This is a genomic window from Bradyrhizobium sp. UFLA06-06, from assembly GCF_054820065.1.
Genome location: NZ_JADFUD010000031.1, coordinates 13,774 through 38,179 on the forward strand (window position 1 = coordinate 13,774; position 24,406 = coordinate 38,179).

The 24,406-nt window shown below is 64.9% G+C and carries 22 protein-coding genes; 8 read left to right on the plus strand and 14 right to left on the minus strand.

Annotated features, from left to right (window positions below):
• Positions 1 to 194: 194 nt before the first annotated feature.
• Entirely contained in the window at positions 195 to 2,162 is a 1,968-nt protein-coding gene (locus tag IF803_RS24830) for a methyl-accepting chemotaxis protein (protein ID WP_461193791.1), read from the minus strand.
• A gap of 296 nt (positions 2,163 to 2,458) precedes the next feature.
• Between IF803_RS24830 and IF803_RS24835 the strand changes: the two genes are divergently transcribed.
• Positions 2,459 to 2,671, plus strand: a complete 213-nt coding sequence (locus IF803_RS24835; RefSeq protein ID WP_461193792.1) for a hypothetical protein — start codon at positions 2,459 to 2,461, stop codon at positions 2,669 to 2,671.
• 238 nt (positions 2,672 to 2,909) lie between these two features.
• On the opposite strand, the gene IF803_RS24840 is transcribed toward IF803_RS24835, so the two are convergent.
• The 4 genes from IF803_RS24840 to lepA form a co-directional block, all read right to left on the minus strand.
• Positions 2,910 to 4,082 carry an acyl-CoA dehydrogenase family protein gene (locus IF803_RS24840; RefSeq protein ID WP_461193793.1) on the minus strand — a complete coding sequence of 391 codons (1,173 nt, stop codon included), beginning with the start codon at positions 4,080 to 4,082 and terminating at the stop codon, positions 2,910 to 2,912.
• Positions 4,083 to 4,233: 151 nt separating this feature from the next.
• Complete coding sequence (locus tag IF803_RS24845; protein WP_461193794.1) at positions 4,234 to 5,460, minus strand: MFS transporter; 1,227 nt, start codon at positions 5,458 to 5,460, stop codon at positions 4,234 to 4,236.
• 254 nt (positions 5,461 to 5,714) lie between these two features.
• The gene (locus IF803_RS24850) at positions 5,715 to 6,044 is read right to left on the minus strand and encodes a hypothetical protein (RefSeq protein WP_461193795.1); all 330 of its coding nucleotides are present in this window, start codon (positions 6,042 to 6,044) and stop codon (positions 5,715 to 5,717) included.
• A 100-nt stretch (positions 6,045 to 6,144) separates the two neighbouring features.
• The gene (gene lepA / locus IF803_RS24855) at positions 6,145 to 7,956 is read right to left on the minus strand and encodes a translation elongation factor 4 (RefSeq protein ID WP_461193796.1); all 1,812 of its coding nucleotides are present in this window, start codon (positions 7,954 to 7,956) and stop codon (positions 6,145 to 6,147) included.
• 277 nt (positions 7,957 to 8,233) lie between these two features.
• Here lepA and IF803_RS24860 point away from each other — a divergent pair, with 277 nt between their 5' ends.
• Both IF803_RS24860 and IF803_RS24865 read left to right on the plus strand, forming a co-directional pair.
• Entirely contained in the window at positions 8,234 to 8,407 is a 174-nt protein-coding gene (locus IF803_RS24860) for a M15 family metallopeptidase (RefSeq protein WP_461193798.1), read from the plus strand.
• A gap of 110 nt (positions 8,408 to 8,517) precedes the next feature.
• Positions 8,518 to 10,131, plus strand: a complete 1,614-nt coding sequence (locus IF803_RS24865) for a glycosyltransferase family 39 protein (RefSeq protein WP_461193800.1) — start codon at positions 8,518 to 8,520, stop codon at positions 10,129 to 10,131.
• Positions 10,132 to 10,319: 188 nt separating this feature from the next.
• On the opposite strand, the gene IF803_RS24870 is transcribed toward IF803_RS24865, so the two are convergent.
• The 5 genes from IF803_RS24870 to IF803_RS24890 all read right to left on the minus strand — a co-directional run bounded on the left by IF803_RS24870 (position 10,320) and on the right by IF803_RS24890 (position 14,316).
• Complete coding sequence (locus tag IF803_RS24870; RefSeq protein ID WP_461193802.1) at positions 10,320 to 10,646, minus strand: HPr family phosphocarrier protein; 327 nt, start codon at positions 10,644 to 10,646, stop codon at positions 10,320 to 10,322.
• Entirely contained in the window at positions 10,643 to 11,044 is a 402-nt protein-coding gene (locus IF803_RS24875) for a PTS sugar transporter subunit IIA (protein ID WP_021076632.1), read from the minus strand. The genes IF803_RS24870 and IF803_RS24875 overlap by 4 nt, the downstream gene beginning before the upstream one ends.
• A 214-nt stretch (positions 11,045 to 11,258) precedes the next feature.
• Positions 11,259 to 11,699, minus strand: a complete 441-nt coding sequence (locus IF803_RS24880) for an HPr kinase/phosphorylase (protein WP_304498397.1) — start codon at positions 11,697 to 11,699, stop codon at positions 11,259 to 11,261.
• A complete protein-coding gene (locus tag IF803_RS24885; protein WP_461193804.1) occupies positions 11,696 to 13,504 on the minus strand; it encodes a stimulus-sensing domain-containing protein in 1,809 nt (602 codons plus the stop codon). Before IF803_RS24885 ends, IF803_RS24880 begins: the two co-directional genes overlap by 4 nt.
• Before the next feature lie 110 nt (positions 13,505 to 13,614).
• Positions 13,615 to 14,316 carry a response regulator transcription factor gene (locus IF803_RS24890; RefSeq protein WP_016843287.1) on the minus strand — a complete coding sequence of 234 codons (702 nt, stop codon included), beginning with the start codon at positions 14,314 to 14,316 and terminating at the stop codon, positions 13,615 to 13,617.
• Between the two features lie 241 nt (positions 14,317 to 14,557).
• Between IF803_RS24890 and IF803_RS24895 the strand changes: the two genes are divergently transcribed.
• From IF803_RS24895 to IF803_RS24905, 3 genes are all read left to right on the plus strand, one after another.
• Positions 14,558 to 15,292, plus strand: coding sequence for a HugZ family pyridoxamine 5'-phosphate oxidase (locus IF803_RS24895; RefSeq protein ID WP_461193805.1), 735 nt, complete (start codon positions 14,558 to 14,560; stop codon positions 15,290 to 15,292).
• Between the two features lie 357 nt (positions 15,293 to 15,649).
• Positions 15,650 to 15,997, plus strand: coding sequence for a hypothetical protein (locus tag IF803_RS24900; protein ID WP_461193807.1), 348 nt, complete (start codon positions 15,650 to 15,652; stop codon positions 15,995 to 15,997).
• 177 nt (positions 15,998 to 16,174) lie between these two features.
• Complete coding sequence (locus IF803_RS24905; protein WP_461193808.1) at positions 16,175 to 17,791, plus strand: phosphoenolpyruvate carboxykinase; 1,617 nt, start codon at positions 16,175 to 16,177, stop codon at positions 17,789 to 17,791.
• Between the two features lie 268 nt (positions 17,792 to 18,059).
• Here IF803_RS24905 and rocF read toward each other — a convergent pair whose 3' ends face one another.
• The 3 genes from rocF to IF803_RS24920 form a co-directional block, all read right to left on the minus strand.
• Positions 18,060 to 19,037, minus strand: a complete 978-nt coding sequence (rocF, locus tag IF803_RS24910) for an arginase (RefSeq protein WP_018269556.1) — start codon at positions 19,035 to 19,037, stop codon at positions 18,060 to 18,062.
• Positions 19,038 to 19,139: 102 nt separating this feature from the next.
• Positions 19,140 to 19,961 carry an acyl-CoA thioesterase gene (locus IF803_RS24915; protein WP_461193809.1) on the minus strand — a complete coding sequence of 274 codons (822 nt, stop codon included), beginning with the start codon at positions 19,959 to 19,961 and terminating at the stop codon, positions 19,140 to 19,142.
• Positions 19,962 to 20,096: 135 nt separating this feature from the next.
• Entirely contained in the window at positions 20,097 to 22,640 is a 2,544-nt protein-coding gene (locus IF803_RS24920; RefSeq protein ID WP_439711140.1) for a glycogen/starch/alpha-glucan phosphorylase, read from the minus strand.
• A 270-nt stretch (positions 22,641 to 22,910) separates the two neighbouring features.
• Between IF803_RS24920 and IF803_RS24925 the strand changes: the two genes are divergently transcribed.
• Positions 22,911 to 23,144, plus strand: a complete 234-nt coding sequence (locus tag IF803_RS24925) for a hypothetical protein (protein ID WP_461193812.1) — start codon at positions 22,911 to 22,913, stop codon at positions 23,142 to 23,144.
• A gap of 291 nt (positions 23,145 to 23,435) precedes the next feature.
• Here the strand turns inward: IF803_RS24925 and IF803_RS24930 are convergent, their stop codons facing one another.
• Positions 23,436 to 23,729 carry a GIY-YIG nuclease family protein gene (locus tag IF803_RS24930; protein WP_461193814.1) on the minus strand — a complete coding sequence of 98 codons (294 nt, stop codon included), beginning with the start codon at positions 23,727 to 23,729 and terminating at the stop codon, positions 23,436 to 23,438.
• Positions 23,730 to 23,923: 194 nt separating this feature from the next.
• On the opposite strand from IF803_RS24930, the gene IF803_RS24935 reads away from it, so the two are divergent.
• Positions 23,924 to 24,355, plus strand: a complete 432-nt coding sequence (locus tag IF803_RS24935; RefSeq protein WP_016843277.1) for a hypothetical protein — start codon at positions 23,924 to 23,926, stop codon at positions 24,353 to 24,355.
• Positions 24,356 to 24,406 lie beyond the last annotated feature (51 nt).

Consider the following 24,406-nt stretch of genomic DNA (forward strand, 5'->3'; position numbering starts at 1 on the left):
TAGCTCCGAGGCGTATGCTTTCTGTCCCGTCATCCTGAGGAGCCGCGTAGCGGCGTCTCGAAGGATGGATCGGCCCCGCTGGTGGCCGTCGACCCTTCGAGGGCCGCTGAAGAAGCGGCCACCTCCAGCGGCAAAGGCGAAGCCTTTGCGCGGGGGTGACGGATGACGGGTATTGTGCCTATGACAAGGCAAGATCAGGCCGCATTGCGCAGTCCGGCGAGGAAGGTGTCGACGCTGTGCGACAGCGCGGCGGCGTGATCGCCGAGCTGGCCGGACGCATCCAGCACATTGCCGGTGAGGGCCCGCGACTGGCCGGCGGCCTCGCTCGCGCCGGCGATATTGGCGGAGACCTCGACGGTCCCGGTGGACGCCTGCTGCACGCTGCGGGCAATCTCCCGCGTCGCCGAGTCCTGCTGCTCGACGGCGGCCGCGATCGCGCTGGCGATACCCGAGATCTCGCGGATGGTGCCGCTGATGTCGCCGATCGCGCTGACGCAATTGCCGGTGGCGGACTGGATCGCGCCGACCTGGCCGGCGATCTCCTCGGTCGCCTTCGCGGTCTGGCTCGCCAGGTCCTTCACCTCCGCGGCGACCACGGCAAAGCCGCGGCCGGCCTCGCCGGCGCGCGCGGCCTCGATGGTGGCGTTGAGCGCCAGCAGGTTGGTCTGGCTGGCGATCGCGCTGATCAGGCGCAGCACGTCGCCGATCTTCTCTGCCGATGCGGCAAGGCTCGTCACCATCTCGGTGGTCTCCATGGCCTTGGTCACGGCGCTGTCGGCGACGCGGCTGGAATGGGTGACCTGGCGGCCGATCTCGGTGATCGAGGACGCCAGCTCTTCGGTTGCGGCTGCGACCGCATTGACGCTGGCCGAGGCTTCCTCGGACGCGGCGGCTGCCGCCGAGGTCCGTTCGGAGGCGCCGTTGACGCTGGCCGTGATCTCGTTGGCGACGCGCTGCATGTCGCCCGAGGACCGTGCGACGGCGGCGACCATGCCCTTGACGTCGGCTTCGAAACGGTCGGCCATCTGCCGCTGCAATGCCTGCTTGTCGGCCTCCGCCTTCACCTTGTCGGCCTCCTGCGCCTCGCGCAGCGAGGAGGTTTCGACCATGCTGCGGCGGAATACGTCGACCGCCTTCGCCATCGTGCCGAGCTCGTCGCGGCGCTCGCTGCCGGGTATCGTGACGCTGGTGTCGCCGCTGGACAGGCGGTTCATGACAGCGGTGATCGCGGTGAGCGGCCGCGACAGGCCACGGCCGAGCAGGAACGCGAGCAGCACGGCTGCGGCCAGGATCACGACCGTGCCGAGGATCAGATTGCGCTGCGCACTTGCCGCGGCGGCTTCGTAGTCGCTGGTGTCCTTGACGATCTCGAGCACGGCCACCGGTTCGCCGGCATAGTTCTTGATCTGGCCGAGATAGAGCTCCACCGCATGGCCGTCGAGAACAGCGTCGCGCAGCAGGGCCGAACCGTTCATGACCCGCTTGAGCTCGTCCTGGGTCGCGACCACGGTGTCGCCGAATGTCGAGGACAGCCGCTTGAAGCTCTGGCCGTCGAAGGAATGCACGGCAAGGTCGATGCCGAAGCGCTTCTTGGCGCGGTCGACGAATTCCTTGCCGAACGCGGCGCCGACGTCGACATTGGCCAGTGTCTTGCCCTCGTGCATGATCGGGGTCATGCCGAAGATCGAAAGCGCCTCGCGGCCGGGCTCGACGCCGACGATCGGCTTGCCGGTCCTGTTCGATTCCACCACCGTCGTGCGCCGCGTCGAGGCGTCGTCGCCGAAAGTCTTCGGCGCATGGACCCGGTAGAAGCTGGTCGCCGGGGGCTGCCAGAACGAGATCAGCGGGATGCCCTGCGCCTTCATCGACGCCCAGGGGGCGCCGAGCAGCTTTCCGAGGCCGTCGCGGTCACCCTTGGCGATGGCATCTTCGACCGGCGGCAAGGCGGCGATGACCGCCGAGACCGCGAGCGCGGCGCGGCCCTCGTAGTCGATGGCTGCAATCACGCTGTCATATTGCAGCTTGAGCTGCTGATCGAGCGCGAGCCGCGTCAGCGCCCGCTGCTGGCTGATGGAGAAGCCGCCGAGGATGGCGCAGGCCACTGCGACGGTCAGTGAAATCGCCAGGATCAGGCGGGCGGCAATCGATCGAAGCGTGAACATGGGACCAGCGGAACTCCAGGCATTAGCGCCGTCCGCAAACTCCCAGAAAAAGCTTAACAACCGGATGTTGCGCCGCCGGTATTCGTGCCGCGACCATGGTCGCCGGTGCTACTTTCGTACCATGCAGCTCAATCGAGATCAGGTTGGGCTCGAAGCCGACCTTGCCGCTTGTGGGCCGACGCTAATCTCCCCGGACGAAGAGGCTTAAACAGTAACCCGCCAAACAAGAGCGCGGAAAACCGAGAGCCATTGATAGGCGACGCGGCTATTCGTGTTAATGTCGGAAAATGAGATGGATGCGGTACTGGCTTTTTCAGCTCGCAATCACGCTTGGTTTCACGGTGGCATCCGCAGCGCTGTACTTCGCCGTTGGAAGGGGCGCAAGCATCGTCATTATGTTCATGGGTTTTTCGTTGGTCTTGGCGCTTTGCTTGGCCGTGACCGGCATTTTGCTCGGCGTACGTCAGCTCTTGCGAGGACGAAAAACCTCGAAGGTCTGGGAGCGCTGAGACACACAGCCGTATCAAGAGCTTTAGCGTCGTAGGATGGGTGGAGCGAAGCGATACCCATCAACCTTTATCCGCGCGGAGGGATGATGGGTATCGCTGCGCTCCACCCATCCTACAGACTGCGTTGGTGATTGGGTGATCCATTCAGGCTGGTCACCTTTTTGAAACGTGTCACGCCGCGCAAGGCTGTTCTGCTTCTGGCCCAAAACCGGGATGCCGTATCTGACTTGATCGCGCCTCAGCGCGCCGACGGCGGGGCGCCCAGATTGCCCGCCAGGATCGCTTTGCCGGCGTCCTCATACTGCGTGTCGCGCGCCTGGATCTGCTGCGCGATCGCGTGCATGTCGCGAAACCGTCGCTCGAACGGGTTCCTGGCGAACACGGCCGTCGCTCCCGCCATGTGATAGGCGATGTCGACCACGGCGGCCGACTGGTGGATGGTCCAGGTCGAGGCGATGCGGATCGCGACGCGATGCGCCTCGGTGATGGGATCGCCGCGGACGAGATCGCTCCAGACGTCGTGGGCTGTCGCGTAGAGATAGGCGCGCGCGGCGCGCAGGCTCGCCTCGGTGCGGCCGATCTGGCCCTGCACGGCGTTGTTGTCGCGCATCGCCTTGAGGCCTTGCGGGGTCTTGCCGCGGGCAAGCTCGGTCGCCGCGTCCAGCATGGCGCGGGCGACGCCGAGCGAGGTGGCGGCAAAGCCCATGCTGAACACCATGTTGGTGGAGAGCTTGTAGAGCGGACCCGGCTCGCGGCACGCACTGGGATCGTCGCGCAGCGCGGCGAATTTTTCCGGAATGAAGAGGTTGTCGACCGAATAGGAATCGGTGCCGGTGCCTTTCAGGCCGATCACGTCCCAGACGTCATACATTGTCGCTGACGACATCGGGAACAGGATGGTCCGGATCTCCGGCGAACCGTCGGCCTTCTTGCGCGGTGAGCCGTCGGCCTCGACGACGCGGACATGGGCGCCGAGCCAGCTCGCCTGCCGCGAGCCCGAGGCGAAATCCCAGCGCGCGCTGGCGCGATAGCCGCCGGGCTCGGCGCGGACCTCATGGGCGATCGCGCCCCAGGCGAGGATGCCGGGCGCGGTGTTGAAGATCTCGTTCGCAGCGTCGGGTTCGAGATAGGCCGCGGTCATGGCGCAGACGCTGCACTGGCCGAGGCACCACGCCGTGGATGCATCGGCCTTGGCGATCTCCTCTTGCATCTGCATGAAGGCGTCCAGCGTCGCCTCGGCGCCGCCAAAACGCTTCGGCAGCAGCGCGCGATACAGCCCGTTCTCGACCAGGGCCGCGGTGACCGATGGCGTCAGCCGCCGTGTCCGTTCGATCTCGTCGGCTTCGCTTGTGATCAGCGGCGCCAGCGCGCGCGCCCGCTCGACAAGGTCGAATCCCTGCGGCTTGTTCATGCGTGTCCTCGGCGCCTTCTGTCATTCTTGTTGGGCAGGCCAGGCGATGGTGGCTCATCCGGCAAAAGAGGGCAAGGCGGGACGGCGCCGATGCAGATCAGCTATCCATCCGTTATGCCGGTGCGCGCGAGCGTGACGAATGCGTCCGCGCTCAGGCGGCGGCGCGGCCGAGATCGAGCGACGGCTGGCGCTTGGTGGAGAAGCTCAGCGCCACCGCGACCGCGGCAAGGCCGATCGCGAACGAACCGGCGTGAAGCCACGTATAGCCGTGGAACGTGTCGAACACGTAACCGCCGGCCCACGGCCCGAGCGCCATGCCGAGGCTCGCAAAGGCCGACACCGCGCCGAACACCGTGCCCATGATGCGCGCGCCGAAGAACTCGCGCACCAGCACGGCGTAGAGTGGCATCACGCCGCCATAGGCGAGGCCGAACACCACAGACAGCGCGTAGAATTCGCCGAGCTGTGCCACCGCGAGATAGGTCGCGATCGACAGCGCCTGCACCAGCAGGCCGCCGACCAGGACCGGCTTGGCGCCGAGCCGGTCGGCGAGCACGCCGAGCAGCAGCCGTCCGCCGAGCCCGGAGAAGCCGGCGAGGCTGTAGACCGTGACCGCGGTGAGCGGCGCGATGCCGCAGACCATGGCGTAGGACACCATGTGGAAGATCGGTCCCGAATGCGCCGCGCAGCAGGCGAAATGCGCCAGTGCCAGCGTGATGAATTGCGGCGTGCGCAGCGCCTGCGCCGCGGTCCATTCGGTTTGCGGCGCGTTCGCGGCGGTTGGGATTGCGACGTCCGTTCCCTGCGGCGCCGGGCGCACCAGGAACGACGCGGGGATCAGCAGCGCCCATGCGGCGATGCCGATGACGAACATCGCGAAGCGCCAGTCATAGGCCGTGATCAGCCAGCTTGCCGACGGCGCGACGGTCAGCGGCGATACGCCCATGCCGGCCGACACCAGCGCGACCGCGAGGCTGCGATGCTTGTCGATCCAGGCGCTGGCAAGCGCCATCATCGGCGCATAGAAGCTGCCGGCCGCGATCCCGATCAGCACGCCGAAGCAGAGCTGGAATTGCCACAGGCTCTGCGCCTGGCTTGCCGTCACGAGGCCAAGCCCGAGCAGCAGGCTGCCCGCCAGCACCACGATGCGGGTGCCGAAGCGGTCCGACAGCGCGCCCCAGGCGAACGCTGCAAAACCCATGCAGAGGAAATCCAGCGTCGCCGCGGCCGAGATGCCGGCGCGCGACCAACCCATTGCATCCGAGATCGGTTGCAGGAACACCGCGAGCGACAGCATGGTGCCGAAGCCGACGCAGGTCATCAGCGCACCCGCGCCGACGACGACCCAGCCATAATCGAACCGAGCGGCCTTGCTCATGCGTTTCCCCCGGCGCTGTTGTTTTTTGTGGTGCGCGCAGGGAGGATGGTGGCCTATCCGAGGCCCAGGGGCAACATGACGGGCAACATGCCTCGCATTCCGGGATCAGCGGATTGTGAGTTGCGTGCGCAGGATGTCGCAGCGAGGCGCGGCTAGAGCCTTTTCCGTTCCGATAGAATCGGAACGGGGCTCTAGATTCTTGCTTTGACGCGTTTTCTTCACGCGAACCGGGAGCCACTTCGCTCGAAAACGCTCTACCCGCACTGCCAGGCCCGCCCGATCGGCGTCCAGGTCCAACACGGACCAAAGCTGCCGCCATTGTAGCGGCCGCGGTAGAATCCGGGGCGGCCGAAATAGTACCAATCGCCGCCATACCAATATTGCGGCGAATAGTCCGGGTAGCCGCGCGCGGCGCCGCGCGGGCCGAACACCGGAATGGTTTGGTTCGGCGGCTGCCGGTAGCCGGGCAGGAAGCCATAGCCGTGCCAGCGGGCGCCGTGCCGCTTCTTCGAGGAGGCGGCCGAGCTCAGGTCCGGCTGCAGCAGTGCGAGGATGACGATAAGGAGGAACAGGATGCGCAACATGATCGCAGTCTAGTCGGAGCGCGATGCAGTGGCGATTCAAATCATGGTGCGTTTTGTTGCTGGGACAAGAATGCGCAACAGTCGCGCCGGCGGCTCCGCCTCAGCTATCCACCTTGAGCGCGGCGATGAAGGCTTCCTGCGGGATGTCGACCTTGCCGAACTGCCGCATCTTCTTCTTGCCTTCCTTCTGCTTCTCCAGAAGCTTGCGTTTGCGCGTGATGTCGCCGCCGTAGCACTTCGCGGTGACGTCCTTGCGCAGCGCGCGGACGGTTTCGCGCGCGATCACCTTGCCGCCGATCGCCGCCTGGATCGGGATCTGGAACATGTGCGGCGGAATCAGCTCCTTCATCTTCTCGACCATGGCGCGGCCGCGGCCCTCGGCGCGGGTGCGATGCACCAGCATCGATAGCGCGTCGACCGGCTCGGCGTTGACCAGGATCTGCATCTTGACTAGGTCGGCCGGCTTGTAATCGGTCAGATGATAGTCGAACGAGGCGTAGCCCTTGGAGACCGACTTCAGGCGATCGTAGAAGTCGAACACCACCTCGTTGAGCGGCAGGTCGTATTTCACCATCGCGCGGGAGCCGACATAAGTGAGCTCCTTCTGCGAGCCGCGGCGGTCCTGGCACAGCTTCAAGACGCTGCCGAGATATTCGTCGGGGGTGAGGATCGTCGCCTCGATCCACGGCTCTTCGATCTCGGCGATCTTGACCACGTCGGGCATGTCGACCGGGTTGTGGATCTCGAGCTCGGTGCCGTCGGTCAGCTTCATCTTGTAGATCACGCTCGGCGCGGTCGCGATCAGATTGAGGTCGAATTCGCGCGACAGCCGCTCCTGGATGATTTCCAGGTGCAGCAGGCCGAGGAAGCCGCAGCGGAAGCCGAAGCCGAGCGCGGCGGAGGTTTCCATCTCGTAGGAGAAGCTGGCGTCGTTCAGCCGCAGCTTGCCCATCGCCGCGCGGAGCGTTTCGAAGTCGTTGGCGTCGACCGGGAACAGGCCGCAGAACACGACCGGAATCGCCGGCTTGAAGCCCGGCAGCATCTCGCTGATCGGCTTCCTGTCATCGGTGATGGTGTCGCCGACGCGGGTGTCGGCGACTTCCTTGATCGCCGCGGTGATGAAGCCGATCTCGCCGGGGCCGAGCTCCTCGACCTGCTCCATCTTCGGCGTGAAGAAGCCGACGCGCTCGATGTCATAGGCGGCGCCGGTGCCCATCATGCGGATGCGGCTTCCCTTCTTCATCACGCCGTCGACCACGCGGATCAGGACGACCACGCCGAGATAGACGTCGTACCAGCTGTCGACCAGCAGCGCCTTCAGGGTCGCGTCGCGGTCGCCCTGCGGCGGCGGCAGGCGGGTGACGATCGCTTCCAGCACGTCGGGCACGCCGACGCCGGTCTTGGCCGAGATCATCACGGCGTCGGACGCATCGATGCCGATCACGTCCTCGATCTGCTGCTTGACCTTCTCGGGCTCGGCGGCCGGCAGATCGACCTTGTTCAGGACCGGCACGATCTCGTGATTGTTGTCGAGCGCCTGATAGACATTGGCGAGCGTCTGCGCCTCGACGCCCTGGCTGGCGTCGACCACCAGCAGGGAACCCTCGCAGGCCGCCAGCGACCGCGAGACCTCGTAGGCGAAGTCGACATGGCCGGGCGTGTCCATCAGGTTGAAGATGTAATTCTTGCCGTCCTTGGCGCGGTAGTTCAGGCGGACGGTCTGCGCCTTGATGGTGATGCCGCGCTCGCGCTCGATATCCATCGAATCGAGCACCTGCTCCTTGCCCGCCATTTCACGATCCGACAGGCCGCCCGTCATCTGGATCAGGCGGTCGGCAAGGGTCGATTTGCCATGGTCGATATGGGCGACGATGGAGAAGTTGCGGATGTTCGAAATCGGGGCAGTTGTCATGGGCGCGGGATAGCATCCGCACCCCCGCGCGGGCAACCAAATTGCGGTATTTTGCAGGGGTGTGACGGCGAATCACCGCGCCGTTTCCGGCAGGGTTGCCGTGATCGATCTTCGGGCATGTTCCTGGCAGGTCCGGCGGCCTGAAAATCGTCTTTCGCGTTGCCGGCACCGGGCGGATGAGCATGCATGGCTACGCCGCCGCCATAGACCTCAACCTGAAAGTTAGGGATGACCGGCTGTGGGCCGGCAAGGGCAAGACATTCCCTGCAACAACCGGATGCCGCGCGAGATCGTCGACATCGTCGCGCGCCACGGCTTCATCTGGGGCGGCAAATGGTATCACTACGATACCATGCATCTCGAGTCCCGGCCGGACTTCCCGGAAAGTGAATCCGCTTGCTGGAGGCGTTCTCACGCCAAGCTGATTTCACTGGCCACAAAAACGCGCTAAAGCGCGCTGAAATGCAGATGAGCACCCATCTGCGCTTCCGCTTCCATTCGGGCATGATCCTTCCGGGAAACCGCTTCCCACTTTTCCGGGGCATGCCTCAGGCACAGGCCATGTCGACCGCCTCCACGCTCCCCGCCGCCCGGCGCACCAACCGCAAGCTGACGATCCGGCGGATCGCCGCCTGGATCGCCTCGCGCGCCACCGATCCCGGGACCAGCCTGTGGTTCGTGATCGGCTTCGTACTGGTTCATGCGGTGCTGTGGACGCTGATCCTGGTCAAGCTCAAGGCCGCGCAGGACATCCATATGGATGTTGCGGAAGCCTATGCCTGGGGCCAGCGCTTCCTGCTCGGCTATGGCAAGCACCCGCCGCTGTCGGGCTGGATCGCCGGGGTCTGGTTCAGGATTTTTCCCGTCACCAACTGGTCGACCTATGCGCTCGCGATGACGACGGTCAGCTTCGCGCTGGTGGTGTGCTGGCTGATCGCGCTGCGCGTCGTCGATCGCCGCCGCGCGTTCTTCATGGTGGTGATGCTCGCGCTCTACCCGATCTTCAATTTCAAGGGCTTTAAATACAACGCCGATCTCGCGCAGCTGGTGCCGCTGCCGCTGCTGGTGCTGGCCTATCTGAACGCGTTCGAGAAGCGCAGCTTCAAATCGGGTCTCTGGCTCGGCTTTGCCGGCATGCTGGCGCTGATGACCAAGTACTGGGTGGTGACGATGATCGGCGCCGTCGGGCTGGCCGCGCTGATCCATCCGCAACGGACGCAATTCCTGCGCTCGCCGGCGCCATGGGTTGCGATCGGCACGATGGCGGTGGCGATGATTCCGCATCTGGTGTGGCTGGAGGAGGTGGACTTCGTGCCGTTCACCTATGCCGGTGACGTCTACGCGCTGTCGAGCCGCGCACTCAACGTGCAGCTCGTGATCGGCTATGTCGTGCACAATCTCGGGCTGCTCGCGATTCCCGTCGTGCTGGGCCTTGTGGCGCTGCTGCTGGGGTCGGTGCCGTGGCGTCCGTCGGACGTGCTGGCGCGGATCTGGTCGCGCGGACCCAATCCGGCCGTCAACCTTCCGCAGGCGCTCAACGTCTGGATCATCCAGCTGATCGTCGCGATCGGGCCGCCGCTCGGCGCGCTGGCGTTCACCGTCTATATCAAGACCGATTGGGGCATCCCGCTGTTCTTCCTGGTGCCGCTGGCGCTGGTCGCGATCCCCTCGCTTCGCTTCCCGCGCATGGCGCTGTTCTCGATCACCGCGATCTGGTTCATGGCCACGGTCGTCACGTTGATCGCCGCGCCCAGCATCGCGACGCAGGAGATCGCGTCCAACCATATCGGCGGCTCGACCTATGCCGCGCGCTCCGAGCTCGCGCGCGAACTGACCCAGACCTGGCAGGACAGATTCCATTCGCGCTGGGCCGTGGTCGTCGCGCGGTCCGATATCGGCGAGCCGATGACGTTCTACAGTCCGGATCATCCGGCATCGCTGGTGCCGGGCGAAGCCTGGTCGTCGGGGCTGACGTCGCTCGACGAAGCCAAGCGTCTCGGCTTCATCGGCGTCTGCGACACCACCGATCCGGTGTTCCTGAAGCCCTGCGAGGCGTGGATGGCGGAGCACGCCAAGGATGCCGAGCCGCTGGTGATGACCACCATGCGCTTCTTCAACGGCCATCCCGGTCCGTCGACGGTCTGGAAGGTCTATCTGGTGCCGCCGGCGAAGTAGCGCTGCGGCATTTTTGCTGCTTCCGTCATCCCCGCGCAAAGGCTTCGCCTTTGTCGCTGGAGGTGCGAGCTCTTGCGAGCCTCGAAGGATGCACGGCCACAGTCGGGCCGTCGACCCTTCGAGACGCGCGCGATGCGCGCTCCTCAGGGTGACGGTGATAGCTTGGCGTAGCGGCGGACGAGCGCGCCTTACGTGCCTTCCTCGTTGAACTTGCTGGCGACGAGCTCGGCGATGGCGTCGAGCGCCCGTTGCGCTTCCTCGCCCTTTGCGGAGACCACGACCGTGGTGCCGGGCCCGGCGGCGAGCATCATCAGGCCCATGATCGAGGTGCCGCCGACGGTCTCGGTGCCGCGGGTGACCCAGATCTCGGCGTTGAAGCGCTCGACCAGCTGGACGAACTTGGCCGATGCCCGCGCATGCAGGCCGCGCTTGTTGACGATCAGCAACTCACGGGAAATAGCGCCCGCTGGCACGCCCGGGCCGATTTGATTTCCGCCCGGAGCCTCGTCGCTCATTTGCCTGCGAGAACGCGGCTGGCGATGGTGACGTATTTGCGGCCGGCTTCCTGGGCCATCGCGATCGCGTCGGGCAGCGAACGCTCCTCGCGAACCTTGGCAAGCTTGACCAGCATGGGAAGGTTGATGCCTGCGAGCACTTCCACCTTCGGGCGGCTCATGCAGGAGATCGCAAGGTTGGACGGCGTGCCGCCAAACATGTCGGTGAGAATCGCAACGCCGTCGCCGCTATCGACGCGGTTCACCGCCTCGATGATGTCGCTTCGACAGAGATCGGAATCGTCCTCGGCCCCGATCGTAATCGCTTCAATTTGTTTCTGCGGACCCATGACGTGTTCGAGCGCCGCTCGGAACTCGTCGGCAAGGCGCCCATGGGTCACCAGCACTAGACCAATCATCGGAAACTCCTCGCGGGCGCCCTTTGGTGCACCGCACGAACGCGCCACTTTGACCATCCAGAGGCCCTGCGCAAGAGGGCATCTTGGCTAGTCTCCCGGTTCCTGGCGGTAGAGAGGGGAGGCTGCGCCGGCAAAATCCGACGCGATAGTGGATGTGATATGGTTACCAATTCCCTTCCCACAATTGGCCGCAAGATTACGGGAACATGAACTTTCAGGTTGTCGTCAGCGCAGCGACAACCAGCGGCAGGGGTTGGAAGCCGATGCCGACGGGAATTCGCGGTATTAAAACACCATTAAGGCGAATCGTGAGCGCCTCGGGCGACGGCAGCCGCTCGGCGTCGTCGGCGGCGAGGTCGACGATCAGCCCCACCACGGCCTCGCCTGCGAACGGACAATGGCGGATTCCGAGGCCTCGGATCTCGATCAGACCGGCCAATTGCTGAACCGGACGAACCCACAATTGTTCGCCGGCTGTGTCGAGATGGACACGGTCATCCCCCACCAAAATGGCCGGCGGAAGCGCTCCGGTGCGCCCGGCGAGAATCAGGTCGAAGGCAAGACGCGACTTGCCGGCGCCCGACGGGCCGCGGATCAGCACCGCACGCTCGCCGACCAGAACGGCGGATGCGTGCACGCTCGAATTGTCGCTCATAGTGTTGGCAGCCTAACCACGAAACGCGCGCCGGCGACGGTGGGCTTGCCGTCTGCGTCCGCAGGGCCAAAGCGGTTCTCGGCCCAGATGCGTCCGCCATGCGCTTCGATGATCTGCTTGGAGATCGAAAGCCCAAGGCCGGAGTTCTGGCCAAAACCCTGGTGCGGCCGGTCGGTGTAGAAGCGCTCGAAGATCCGCTCCAGCGCGTCCTCGCCGATGCCGGGCCCGTCATCGTCGACCACGATCTCGACCTCGCCGCGGGTGCGGCGGCAGACGATGCGCACCTTGTCGCCCGGCTTGGAGAATGATTGCGCGTTCGACAGCAGGTTCGAGATCACCTGGCCGAGCCGTGAATCATGGCCGGGTACCGACAGCGTATCGGTCGGTCCGCGGCCCTCGAAGCGGGCTTCGACGGCGACGTCGTGGCCGAGCCTTGTCTCGTTGGCGACGCCGGTCAGCGTCGTCAGCAGCCGCCGCAGATCGACCGGCGCCATGTCCTGGCGCTGCAATTCGGCATCGAGCCGGCTGGCGTCTGAGATGTCGGAGATCAGCCGGTCGAGCCGCCTGACGTCATGCTCGATCACGGCGAGCAGCCGCGCGCGGCTGTTCTCGTTGCGCGCCAAAGGCAGCGTCTCGACCGCGGAGCGCAGCGAGGTCAGCGGGTTCTTCAGCTCATGGGCGACATCGGCCGCGAACATCTCGATCGCCTCGATGCGGCTGTAGAGCGCGTTGGTCATGTCGCGCAGCGCGCCGGAGAGATGGCCGATCTCGTCGCGGCGCCCCGTGAAGTCGGGAATCTCGACGCGGGTCTGGATGCGGTGGCGGACGCGCTCGGCGCCGTCGGCGAGCCGCCGCACCGGGCCTGCGATCGTGCTCGCCAACAGCAGCGACAGCATGATCATGACGGCGGATGCGACCCCGCCGATCTTGAGGATGGCGAGCCGCTCGGACATCACCAGCTGGTCGATGTCGTCGCCTTGCGTCGTCAGCATCAACGCGCCGCGCACGGCGCGGAAATGCTGCACCGGGACGGCAACCGACACGATGATCGCGCCGCGTTCGGTGACGCGCACCGCGCTGCCCTTCATTCCCTCGAGCGATTGCGCGACTTCGGAATAGCCCTTGCCGCCTTCGGGACCGAGCTCGCGGTAGATCGGCAGGTCGCCGCGGTTGAGCCAGGTCTTGATCGTGGCCTTGGTCTTCTCATAGAGCGACGGCTTCTCGGACGGCGGCGGCAGCTCCATGCGAAGCACGTCGCCGCGCGCGAACAGATTGCGGCTGTCGAGGATCAGCCCGCCGTCGCGGTCGAAGATGCGGGCCCGCGTCTTGGTCGGTGCGATCAGGCGGCGCAGGACCGGCGCGACCCGCTCGGGATTGATCGGGAAGTCAGCCGATTCGTCCGGCTGGCCATAACTCTCGCCGGGCTTGAGGTCGAGCAGGCGATCGGGATCGATGGTGACGGTATTGCCTTCGACGGTCGCGGACGCCGCGATCGCCTCCGAGATGATCTCGGCATAGACCAGAAGGCTCTGCGTGCGCGCCTCGATCAGGCCGGCGCGGAACTGCGAGAGATAGAGGATGCTGGCGACCAGCGCGACGAGGCCGGCAAGGTTGAGCGAGACGATGCGGCGCGTCAGGCTCGAGAACGACAGCGCGAAGAAGAACTGGCCGGCGCGGCGCAGCCAGCCGAGCGGACGGCGCCAGCCCTTGTCCTGCGCCAATTCGTCGGCAACGGCGTCCTGATCGAGGAGCTGTGACGCGTCCTCGGTGTTCAGGCCTTGCTCGAGCTGCGTTCGATCAAGCACTGGCAAAGCTGCCGGTTGGTATGGATGTCGTCCCGCGAAGCAATCGTTCGCCCGAGCTTACCCCAGCCGTGCGGAGCCTGTCAGTTAACAAGCCGCCCGGGAAGCGCAGATCAGGCTTCCTTGAAGCGATAGCCGACGCCGTACAGCGTCTCGATCATCTCGAAGTCGTCGTCGACCACCTTGAACTTCTTGCGCAGCCGCTTGATGTGGCTGTCGATGGTGCGGTCGTCGACATAGACCTGGTCATCATAGGCCGCGTCCATCAGCGCGTTGCGGCTCTTCACGACGCCGGGGCGGGTGGCGAGCGCCTGCAGGATCAGGAATTCGGTCACGGTGAGCGTCACCGGCTCGTTCTTCCAGGTGCAGGTGTGGCGCTCCGGATCCATCCGCAGCAGGCCGCGGTCGAGTGCGCGGGCGTCCGGCTCCTTCGGTGCGGCGGTCGGATCCTTCGGCTGGCCGCGGCGGAGCACGGCCTTGACCCGCTCGACCAACAGGCGCTGCGAGAACGGCTTGCGGATGAAATCGTCGGCGCCCATTTTCAGGCCGAATAATTCGTCGATCTCCTCATCCTTCGAGGTGAGGAAGATCACCGGCAGGTCGGACTTCTGGCGCAGCCGGCGCAGCGTTTCCATGCCGTCCATGCGCGGCATCTTGATATCGAGGATCGCAAGATCGGGCGGCGACGTGCGAAACCCATCCAGCGCCGACGCACCGTCCGTGTAGGTCATGATGCGATAGCCTTCGGCTTCGAGCGCGATCGAAACCGAAGTGAGAATGTTGCGGTCGTCGTCGACCAGGGCGATTGTGGGCATGTGCTGCTTTCACAATGAGAGTGGCTTAGACGGCGGGCACTCTGGCGACGCGCCGTAGAATTGGGCTTCGAACGCGGTCAACGAGCAATGCAAGCTGGGCTGAAGTGTGACCGAGTTCCGCAAAAATCCGCTTCTGCGACCCACGCGATGGGTCCCCATATAGCACCCTTAGACCATGAGAAAAGGCCCTTTTTTCATAGGGAACCCGCCCGATTCGCCCCCAAAATGACCCGATAGGCCCATGCAACCGACCGCCGACTTCGATCCTGCCCACCTTGCCCGCTCGCTGCTCCGCCGCAGCCGCCAGGGCGCCCTCGCCACGTTGATGGCCGGCACCGGCGATCCCTATTGCTCGCTGGTCAATCTGGCCAGCCATCCCGACGCCTCGCCGATCCTGCTGATTTCCCGGCTGGCGCTGCATACCAAGAACGTCCTGGCCGATCCCAGGGTGTCGCTGATGCTGGACGAGCGCGCCGAGGGCGATCCGCTGGAGGGGGCCCGGATCATGCTGGCCGGTCAGGCGGAGGAGGTCGCGGAGGCCGGGCGGGAGCTCGTCCGCCGGCGCTATCTCGGCGCCCATCCGTCAGCGGAAGCCTTTGTGGAATTTAAGGATTTTTCGTTTTTCCGGATCAGGCCGAGCGGTGCCCATCTGGTCGCCGGGTTTGGCCGCATCGTGGACCTCAAACCCGCGCAATTCCTGACCGATCTCGGGGGAGCCGAGGAGCTGCTCGAAGCCGAGCCCGACGCGGTGGCGCATATGAACGAGGATCACCGCGAGGCCATGAACCTCTACGCCACGCGGCTGCTCGGCGCGGAAAGTGCCGACTGGCTCTGCACCGGCTGCGATCCGGATGGCATGGACATGCAGGCCGGCCACGACACGCTGCGGCTGGATTTCCCCGAGCGCGTCACCACCGGCACCGAGCTGCGCAAGATGCTGGTGCGGCTCGCCGGCGAGGCGCGCGCCAAGGAATAGGAAGCGATCAAAGAAAACCACCTGTCCGCACGGCGGCGCTGCGGCCGTGGCGAGGCATGGTGTCGCATGGGTGCGGCGGCGCGATTGCGCAGTCCGGGTTTGACAGCGCGATCATTTCGCACGGGCGCGTCTCGTCATCGCCCGTCGGCTCGATGTGCATGCAAGAACGTCTGGCGCGGCTGCCTCGGAAAATCAGTCGGATCGCGATGTCGACCGCGATGACGCGCGCGTGCGACCGCGCTGATTGCGTTATCATCGATCGCCGGGGTCAGCGACCGTCTCGCCGCCGAACGCCACGCGTTGCGGAACATTCATCGCAGTTGAGCATTGATACAATCGGGCTTCGACGAAGGCGTGTTGAGCGCAATCGAAACTGCTCGTCAGCAGCTCTCATCTGCAGCTCAACGCCGATCAGGTGGTGCCGCGTGCAACACGATGGTGGTCATGCTCAGCCGTGCAGCGCTGCGTCAGCGCGCGGCGGCCCATCTCAACGATACATCCTCAGCGCGAAATGCATACCCGGCATTCTCCGCGCCGTTCGCCTCGATCGGCGAAGGCGCTGCCCGCCGGCTGGCACTTTTTGTGCATCGCAAAGCTCCGTGCGCGGCGGGAAAGGCGATGAAACGTCGCTCGACTGTCGGGAAAACAACGAGAAAACGAAAGCAAGACGAAAGGGTTTCGCGCTGCGGTATTTGCGCCAGATGATGGGCCTGCCTTGGAATCAGCCAAAAGCCGTTCGATTGGCTTGGCAAGCCCGGCGATCCCCACTATTAGGTCGCCGGACCGAAGCCGAGAGGCTATATTCTGATCACGGTCACCGCGGCGGGGCGCGACTAGCGACATTCGCGCGAACAAGGATACGCGGGTTCGAGGAGGTTCTTCGTGCAAGAGACGGGCGTGCATAACGGTGCCTTCGGCGCCGATAAATTCGGCTTAAAAAATCTCAAGGGCGTGCATTGGAATTATGGCGCGCCTCAGCTTTACGAGCATTCGCTGCGTAATGGCGAAGCGGTGCTGTCGGCCGATGGCGCGCTCTGCGCGGATACCGGTGAGTTCACCGGGCGCAGTCCGAAGGACAAGTTCACGGTCCGCGACGGCCTGACCGACAAGAGCATGTGGTGGGCCGGCAACCAGTCGATCACCTCGGAGCAGTTCGCTGCGCTCCATGCCGACTTCCTCAAGCATGCCGAAGGCATGACGCTGTTCGCGCAGGATCTCTATGGCGGCGCCGATCCGAATCATCGCATCAAGACCCGCGTCTTCACCGAGCTGGCCTGGCACTCGCTGTTCATCCGCACGCTGCTGATCCGCCCCGAGGCGTCGGAGCTCGCGAGCTTCGTGCCCGAACTCACGATCATCGACCTGCCGAGCTTCCGTGCCGATCCGAAGCGCCACGGCTGCAAGTCGGAGAACGTCGTCGCGATCGATTTCGCCCGCAAGATCGTCCTGATCGGCGGCTCGCAATATGCAGGCGAGATGAAGAAGAGCGTGTTCACCACGCTGAACTTCTATTTGCCCGAGAAGGGCGTGATGCCGATGCACTGCTCGGCCAATGTCGGCGCCGACGGCGACACCGCGATCTTCTTCGGCCTGTCCGGCACCGGCAAGACCACGCTCTCGGCCGATCCCAAGCGCACGCTGATCGGCGATGACGAGCATGGCTGGAGCGAGGACGGCGTCTTCAATTTCGAAGGCGGCTGCTACGCCAAATGCATCAAGCTGTCCGGCGAAGCCGAGCCGGAAATCTACGCCGCCAGCAAGCGCTTCGGCGCGGTGCTGGAAAACGTCGTGCTCGGCGCCAATGATCGCGTGCCCGATTTCGACGACGGCTCGAAGACCGAGAACACCCGCTCGGCCTATCCGCTCGATTTCATCCCGAACGCCTCGCGCACCGGCTGCGCGCCGCATCCGAAGAACGTCGTGATGCTCGCCGCCGACGCCTTCGGCGTGATGCCGCCGATCGCCAAGCTGACGCCGGCGCAGGCGATGTATCACTTCCTGTCCGGCTACACCGCGAAGGTCGCCGGCACCGAGCGCGGCCTCGGCAACGAGCCACAGCCGGAATTCTCCACCTGCTTCGGTTCGCCGTTCTTGCCGCGCGATCCGTCGGTCTACGGCAACATGCTGCGCGAGCTGATCGCCAAGCACAATGTCGATTGCTGGCTGGTCAACACCGGCTGGACCGGCGGCAAGTACGGCACCGGCCGTCGCATGCCGATCAAGGTGACCCGCGCGCTGCTCACCGCGGCGCTGAACGGCTCGCTGCGCAACGCCGACTTCCGCACCGACAAGTATTTCGGCTTCGCGGTGCCGACCTCGCTGCCGGGCGTCGAGCCGCACATCCTCGATCCGATCAAGACCTGGGCCGACAAGGTCGAGTTCGACAAGACCGCGCGTGCGCTGGTCGGCATGTTCCAGAAGAACTTCGCCAAGTTCGAAGCGCAGGTCGACGCCGAAGTCCGCGCCGCCGCGCCGGAAGTGAAGCTGGCGGCGGAGTAAGCTGCGCAAGCAGTACGCGATTGGAAAAGGCGGCCCTCGTGGCCGCCTTTTTGATTTTTGACGTAGTCAACGAAGCGCGCACCTTTTCGATCCGACAAGCTGAGCAGCCGGCGGCGCCACATACTCCAGTGTCGTCCCGGCGAAGGCCGGGACCCATACTCCGCAGCGGATGTTGTGGTTGGGACTCGTCATTCCACCGGCGCGCAACAATGACCATCGGTGGTTATGGGTCCCGGCTTTCGCCGGGACGACATCGCCTGTTGCTTCGCTACTCCCCCATCTCCGGCAGCACCGCGTTGCTCGGGGTCTGGCGGTCGGTGATCTGCAGGCCGAACAGGCTGCCGATCAATTCGACCGCGACGCGCGCGGTGCGGCCGCGCTCGTCGAGGAAGGGATTGAGCTCGACGATGTCGAGCGAGCGCACCAGCCCGGAATCGTGCAGCAGCTCCATGATGAGATGGGCTTCCCGATAGGTCGCGCCGCCCGGCACCGTGGTGCCGACGCCGGGCGCCACCGCCGGATCGAGGAAGTCGACATCGAACGAGACGTGCAGCACGCCGTTCTTCGCCCTGACGCGTTCGATGACGCGGCGCGTGAGCACGGCGACGCCGAACTCGTCGATCTGGCGCATGTCCGCGATCGACACGTTGCGCTGCCGCAGCAGCTTGCGCTCCAGCGGATCGACCGAACGCGTGCCGATCAGGTCGAGCTGATCGGGCGGGATCGAGGCGCGCGGCAGCCCGCCGAGCAAATCGTCGAGACCGGGCTCGCCGCACAGGAACGCGGCCGACATGCCGTGCATGTTGCCGGTGATGGTGGTGGCCGGCGTGTTGTAGTCGGCATGCGCGTCGACCCACAGCGCAAACAGCGGCCGGCCCTTTTCCTGCCAGTAGCGCGCGACGCCGTTGATCGACCCCATCGACAGTGAGTGATCGCCGCCCATGAAGATCGGGATCGCGCCGGAATGCGCCAGCCAATAGGCGCGCTCGGAGAGCGCACGGGTCCAGGTCTTCACTTCATCGTAGAACCTGGTGTTGGCCGGCACCGGGCCGTCGGCGACGACCTGGGGAATCGCAAGGTTGCCGTGGTCGTCGACCTGGAAGTCGAGCTGCTCGAGCAGGCGCGCGATGCCCGCGGTGCGTAGCGCGTCCGGTCCCATCAGCGGGCCGGCCTGCGACGCGCCGATCTCGATGGGAACGCCAAGCAGGGCGATGCGCGAGGGCTTTGACGTGTCGGCTTCGGACATGCAGCAGTGCTCCCAAAGGTGTGGAACAGAAGCGACGTGCCAATGTTCCCTCAACCCTTGAAATAGGCAATGCGGTCCTGACAGACCAATGTGGATATTTGCCTACGCCTTGAAATAAGCGATCTGCGTCGTGGTCGCGAGCAGCCGGCCGGAAGGCGACCACAATTCGCCGTGCTGGTCGCCGTAGCTCTTGTGGAAGGTCTTGGCGTCGGCTGTGGCGAGCACGCGGGTGATGTCCTCCGCATCCAGGTCGGCCGCGTCGGCGTGGAAATAGGTCGTCAGCGACACGGTGCCGAACGGCACCAGCTCGTGCCTTGCGTGGAAGACGCGGCCGAAGAACGCGTCCGACATCGACATCAGCGACAGCGCATCGAGCTTGCGCGGCACACGATCGGCGATCCAGAGCTTTGAATAGGGGCTCGACGGCTGCTGCGCGCCGCCGCCGCCGGCGAACATCGGCTCGCCCTCGGCGAAGCGGAAATCGTACTGGTTGGCCCAGGTCATCTTGAGCTTCGGAAAGGAGCGCAGCTCGTCGAACGGCACGGCGCCCGGAAACCCGGCGGGCTGGTGCGACCAGGACGGGCGACGCTCGGCGAACACGGCCGTCGCCAGCGTCGCGACCTCGCCGCCGCCCTGCGTCATCTCGACCGACCAGTGCTGGCTCGAGCGGTTGGCCTTGACCAGGCGGACATCGAGATCGAACACGCCCTCGGCGACCGGCGCGCAGTAGTTGACCGTCAGCGCCAGCGGATCGCCCGCGCGCTGCGGGTGCTGCATCAGCGCGCGCAGGATCGTCGCGGCCGTGCAGCCGCCGAACGGACCGACGAACGCCCAGTAATCGGGACTGGTCCGTCCCTGCCAGCGGCTGTCGCCTGCGGTCACGGCGGTTGCTTCATCGAAAAGGTGCGGGGTCTTGGTGAGCATGCGGGTCTTTCAATATCGACTGGCGCTTCCGTATCGCCATACGCAATGACGAGCAATGACGTTCGTCATGCAATATCGCGAGCAATTGCGCTGATTTCAATGACGTCGGGCGTAATCGATTTCCGCGTCCCGGGATTAGCCCTTCGCCTCGCGCTGGTTGCCGAGCTGCGGCGAGGCGCCCGGATGCACCGGCACGTGCCAGATGTCCTCGGCATATTCGCGGATGGTGCGGTCGGAGGAGAACCATGCCATGCGCGCGACGTTGAGGATCGAGGCGCGGGTCCAGGCGGAAGGCACGCGCCAGCGCGCGTCGATGCCGCGCTGCGCGTCGTAGTAGGAATCGAAATCGGCCGAGACCATGTAGTGGTCGAGGTAGCGCAGCGCGTGCCCGATCGAGGCGAAGCGTGCGGGATCGCCGGGCGAGAACTCGCCGCTCTCGATGGCGCGGATCGCGCGCTCGAGCCGCGGCGATTTGCGGATCGCGTCGCTGGCGTCGAGCCCCTGCTTGCGGCGGACCATGACGTCGCCGGCCTCGAGGCCGAAGATCGCGATGTTCTCCTCGCCGACATTGTCGCGGATCTCGATATTGGCGCCGTCGAGCGTGCCGATCGTCAGTGCGCCGTTCAGCGCGAGCTTCATGTTGCCGGTGCCGGAGGCCTCCATGCCGGCGGTCGAGATCTGCTCGGAGAGATCGGCGGCCGGAATGATCACCTCGGCGAGGCTGACATTGTAGTCGGCGAGAAAGGCGACCTTCAGCCTGCCGCCGAGCGAAGCGTCGTTGTTGACGACCTCGGCGACGTCGTTGATCAGCTTGATGATCAGCTTGGCGTAGCGGTAGCTTGCCGCCGCCTTGCCGGCGAAGATTTTCACGCGCGGCACCCAGTCGCGCCGCGGCTCGTCCTTCATCGCGTGATACAGCGCGATCGTCTCCAGGATGTTGAGCAGCTGCCGCTTGTATTCGTGGATGCGCTTGATCTGCACGTCGAACAGCGCCGAGGGGTCGACCTGGATGCCGTTGCGCTCGCGAATCAGCCGCGCCAGCGCCAGCTTGTTGTGATGCTTGACGTCGCGGAAGCGCTTCTGGAATTCCAGATCGCTCGAATGGGTCTCGAGGCGCTCGAGCAGCGAGAAGTCGTCGAGCACGGCCTCGCCGCAGGTTTCGCGCAGCAGCGCGGTCAGTCGCGGATTGGCCAGCATCAGCCAGCGGCGGAAGGTGATGCCGTTGGTCTTGTTGGTGATGCGCGACGGATAGAGATGGTGGAGGTCGTGGAACACGGTCTCCTTCATCAGGTCGGAATGCATCGCGGAGACGCCGTTGATGCGGTGCGAGCCGACGAAGGCGAGCTGGCCCATCCGCACGCGGCGGCCGCTGCGCTCGTCGATCAGCGAGACCGAGGCGCGGTATTCGATGTCGCCGGGGAAGCGTTCCTCGGCGAGCGCGAGATGGGCCACGTTGATGCGGTAGATGATCTCGAGATGCCGCGGCAGCAGCCGCTCGAACAGTTCGACCGGCCAGGTCTCGAGCGCCTCCGGCAGCAGCGTGTGGTTGGTGTAGGACAGCGTCGCGACCGTGATCTTCCAGGCCTCGTCCCAGCGGAAATTGTGCAGGTCGACCAGGATGCGCATCAGCTCGGTGACCGCAAGGCTCGGATGCGTGTCGTTGAGCTGCACCGCCGCCTTCTGCGCGAGGTTGCGCAGGCCGCCGTCGGAGGCGAGATGCCGCTTCACGAGATCCTGCAACGAGGCCGAGACGAAGAAATATTCCTGGCGCAGCCGGAGCTCGCGGCCCGCCGCGCTCTCGTCGTTCGGATACAGGAATTTGCAGATCGCTTCCGCGCGGGCCTGCTCGGCGCTGGCCGAGACGTAGTCGCCGGTGTTGAAGACGTCGAGCTCGAGCGGGTCGGGCGCATGCGCCGACCACAGGCGGAGCGCGTTGACGTGCTGGCCGCGCCAGCCGACGATCGGCGTGTCGTAGGCCATGGCCTCGACGGTTTCCGCCGGGTGCCAGGTGGCGCGGTCGCGGCCGCGATCGTCGACATGCTCGACATGGCCGCCGAAGTGAACGTTGTACACCACCTCCGGCCGTTGGAATTCCCAGGGATTGCCGAAGGCGAGCCACTCGTCGGGATATTCCTGCTGCCAGCCATGGTTCATGATCTGGCGGAACAGGCCGAAATCGTAGCGGATGCCGTAGCCGGTCGCGGGGATCGCCAGCGTCGCCATGCTCTCCATGAAGCAGGCTGCAAGCCGGCCGAGGCCGCCATTGCCGAGCGCCGCATCCGGCTCGCATTTGCGCAGGTCCGAGAGATCGACGCCGAGGTCGCCGAGCGCCGCCTCGAACAGCGGCAGCAGTCCCATATTGTTGAGTGCGTCGGTGAACAGGCGCCCGATCAGGAACTCGAGCGAGAGATAATAGACGCGCTTGGCGCCGGCGTCGTAGCTCTGCTTCTCGGCCGTCAGCCAGTGGTGCACGATGCGGTCGCGAAGCGTCAGCGCCGCGGCCTTGTACCAGTCGCGTCTGGTCGCAACGGTGGCGTCCTTGCCGATCGCAAGCCGGAGCTTGGCCAGGATCGCGCTCTTGATCTCGGTCAGCGCCAGCTCGTCGATCGGCTGGTTCAATGCCGGGTAGTTTGTCTGTTCCTGCAACGCGCCCAATCCCTGCCGTTCAAACCGGAACATGATGCGATGATCGGCATCATGACCCCATTTCATTGGTGGAGCATGGTTCCCCCGGAAATCCCGGTTCCGCGGCCTTCCGATCACGCTCCGGCGCAATGATACCCGCGTTGCATGGCAATCGAAACCGTCAGGGACGATGCCATACACAGCGCTGCCGTGATTTTATGCAAGGACCGGGCCGCTTCGGGAACCTTCCGGACCAGCCGTCATGGGTGCTACGATGGCATTGCAGAAGCCGGGATTTCGCGACAATTGACCGGAGGATGCGTGATGAGACTCTTGATCGAGATCGCGGCCGCGGCGTTGCTCGTGGTGTGCATCACGGCGACCAGCGCAGCCGATGCAGCGGGCAGACCGGGCCGCAGCGCCGACGGCCTGAGTTGCGGCTTCAGCGTGGCGCAGAACGCATCGCCCGTCGCGCGCTGCGCCGCCATCAAGCGGCAATGCGGCGGCAAGTTCTACGCAAATGCCTGCGGCGACAAGCTGCTCTCGGCGGCGAACTAAGCGGCCGCGCAACGCGCTTTCACGCGCGATCCGAAACACCGTGGTGATACGGATTTCCAAGGCTTAACGGAGCCTTTACAAACACGGCTGTCGCTCGTGGGGCGGGCACATTTTTCAGCTCCGACGCATTTCATTCCGACGCATTTCATTCCGAAGCCATTTTCAACGGGCCGCTGACCTGGTCAGCGGCCCGAATTGCTTTACGGGCAGCGTCCGCGCGCAACGGGGCGACGATACTCGCTCGCGCCACATCGTCGTCCTGGCGAAAGCCAGGACCCATTGCCCCAATTGTCAGATGAGGCCCGACAGGTCGTTCCAATCCGGATTTTCTGCTTCGATCAGCTTGATCTTCCAATCGCGCTTCCAGAACTTCAGCTGCTTCTCGCGTGCGATCGCCTCCTGCGGCGTGGCGAATTCCTCGACATGGACGAGGCGGAATATTTTGTACTTCAGCACAAATCTGGAGCCGCGCCCGGAACGATGCAATTCAAGCCGCGCGCCGACATCGTTGGTGACCCCGATATAGATCGTGCCGTGATGCCGGCTTGCGAGGATGTAGACGTAATAGCTGCCAGCGGTGCTCATTCGTGGCCCAGGCTCGCGAGATGTCGGCCTATTGGGGTAATGGGTCCTGGCTTTCGCCAGGACGACGTCCGGGGGCGGTCTGTAAACCAATCAGGACGAATTAAGAACACTTTAGCAAGTCTTTGATATATCATTGTGATTCGGCGCCTGTGCCGACACAATATCTATGGTCTCTCAGTCTCCGTGAGGACTACATGTCCACCATCGCTTTTGATCAATTCGCTCTGACCCGGATTGCCGATTTCGCGAGGTCGCTGTCGCGGCTGCACCAGGCCTCGCGGCGCCAGCCGATCGATGACGACCAGCTCGATCGCGAGTTCAACGCGGTCTGCATGTCGATCTGGGGCTACACCACGGACGATTTCAGCGACGAGCTGTTCTCGGACGAGGATCACGCCTGGCTCGATTCGCTCGATGAAGCGCATGCGCGGATTTTCGCCGGCGAGCAGGGTTACGATCTCGTCGACGATCACGGCATGCTGACGGACTGGTGGGGCTATTGCTGGATGATCCTCGCCGAGAAGCGCGGCATCCTCAATCCGGAGAACCGCGCGGCCGCGCGGGCCGCGATCGAGGAGAAATACATGGCCGCGCCCAATGTGATCGGCGTGATCGTGGCGCGGTAGCAATTTGTAACAGCGTCATTCCGGGGCGCCTCGAAGAGGCGAACCCGGAAT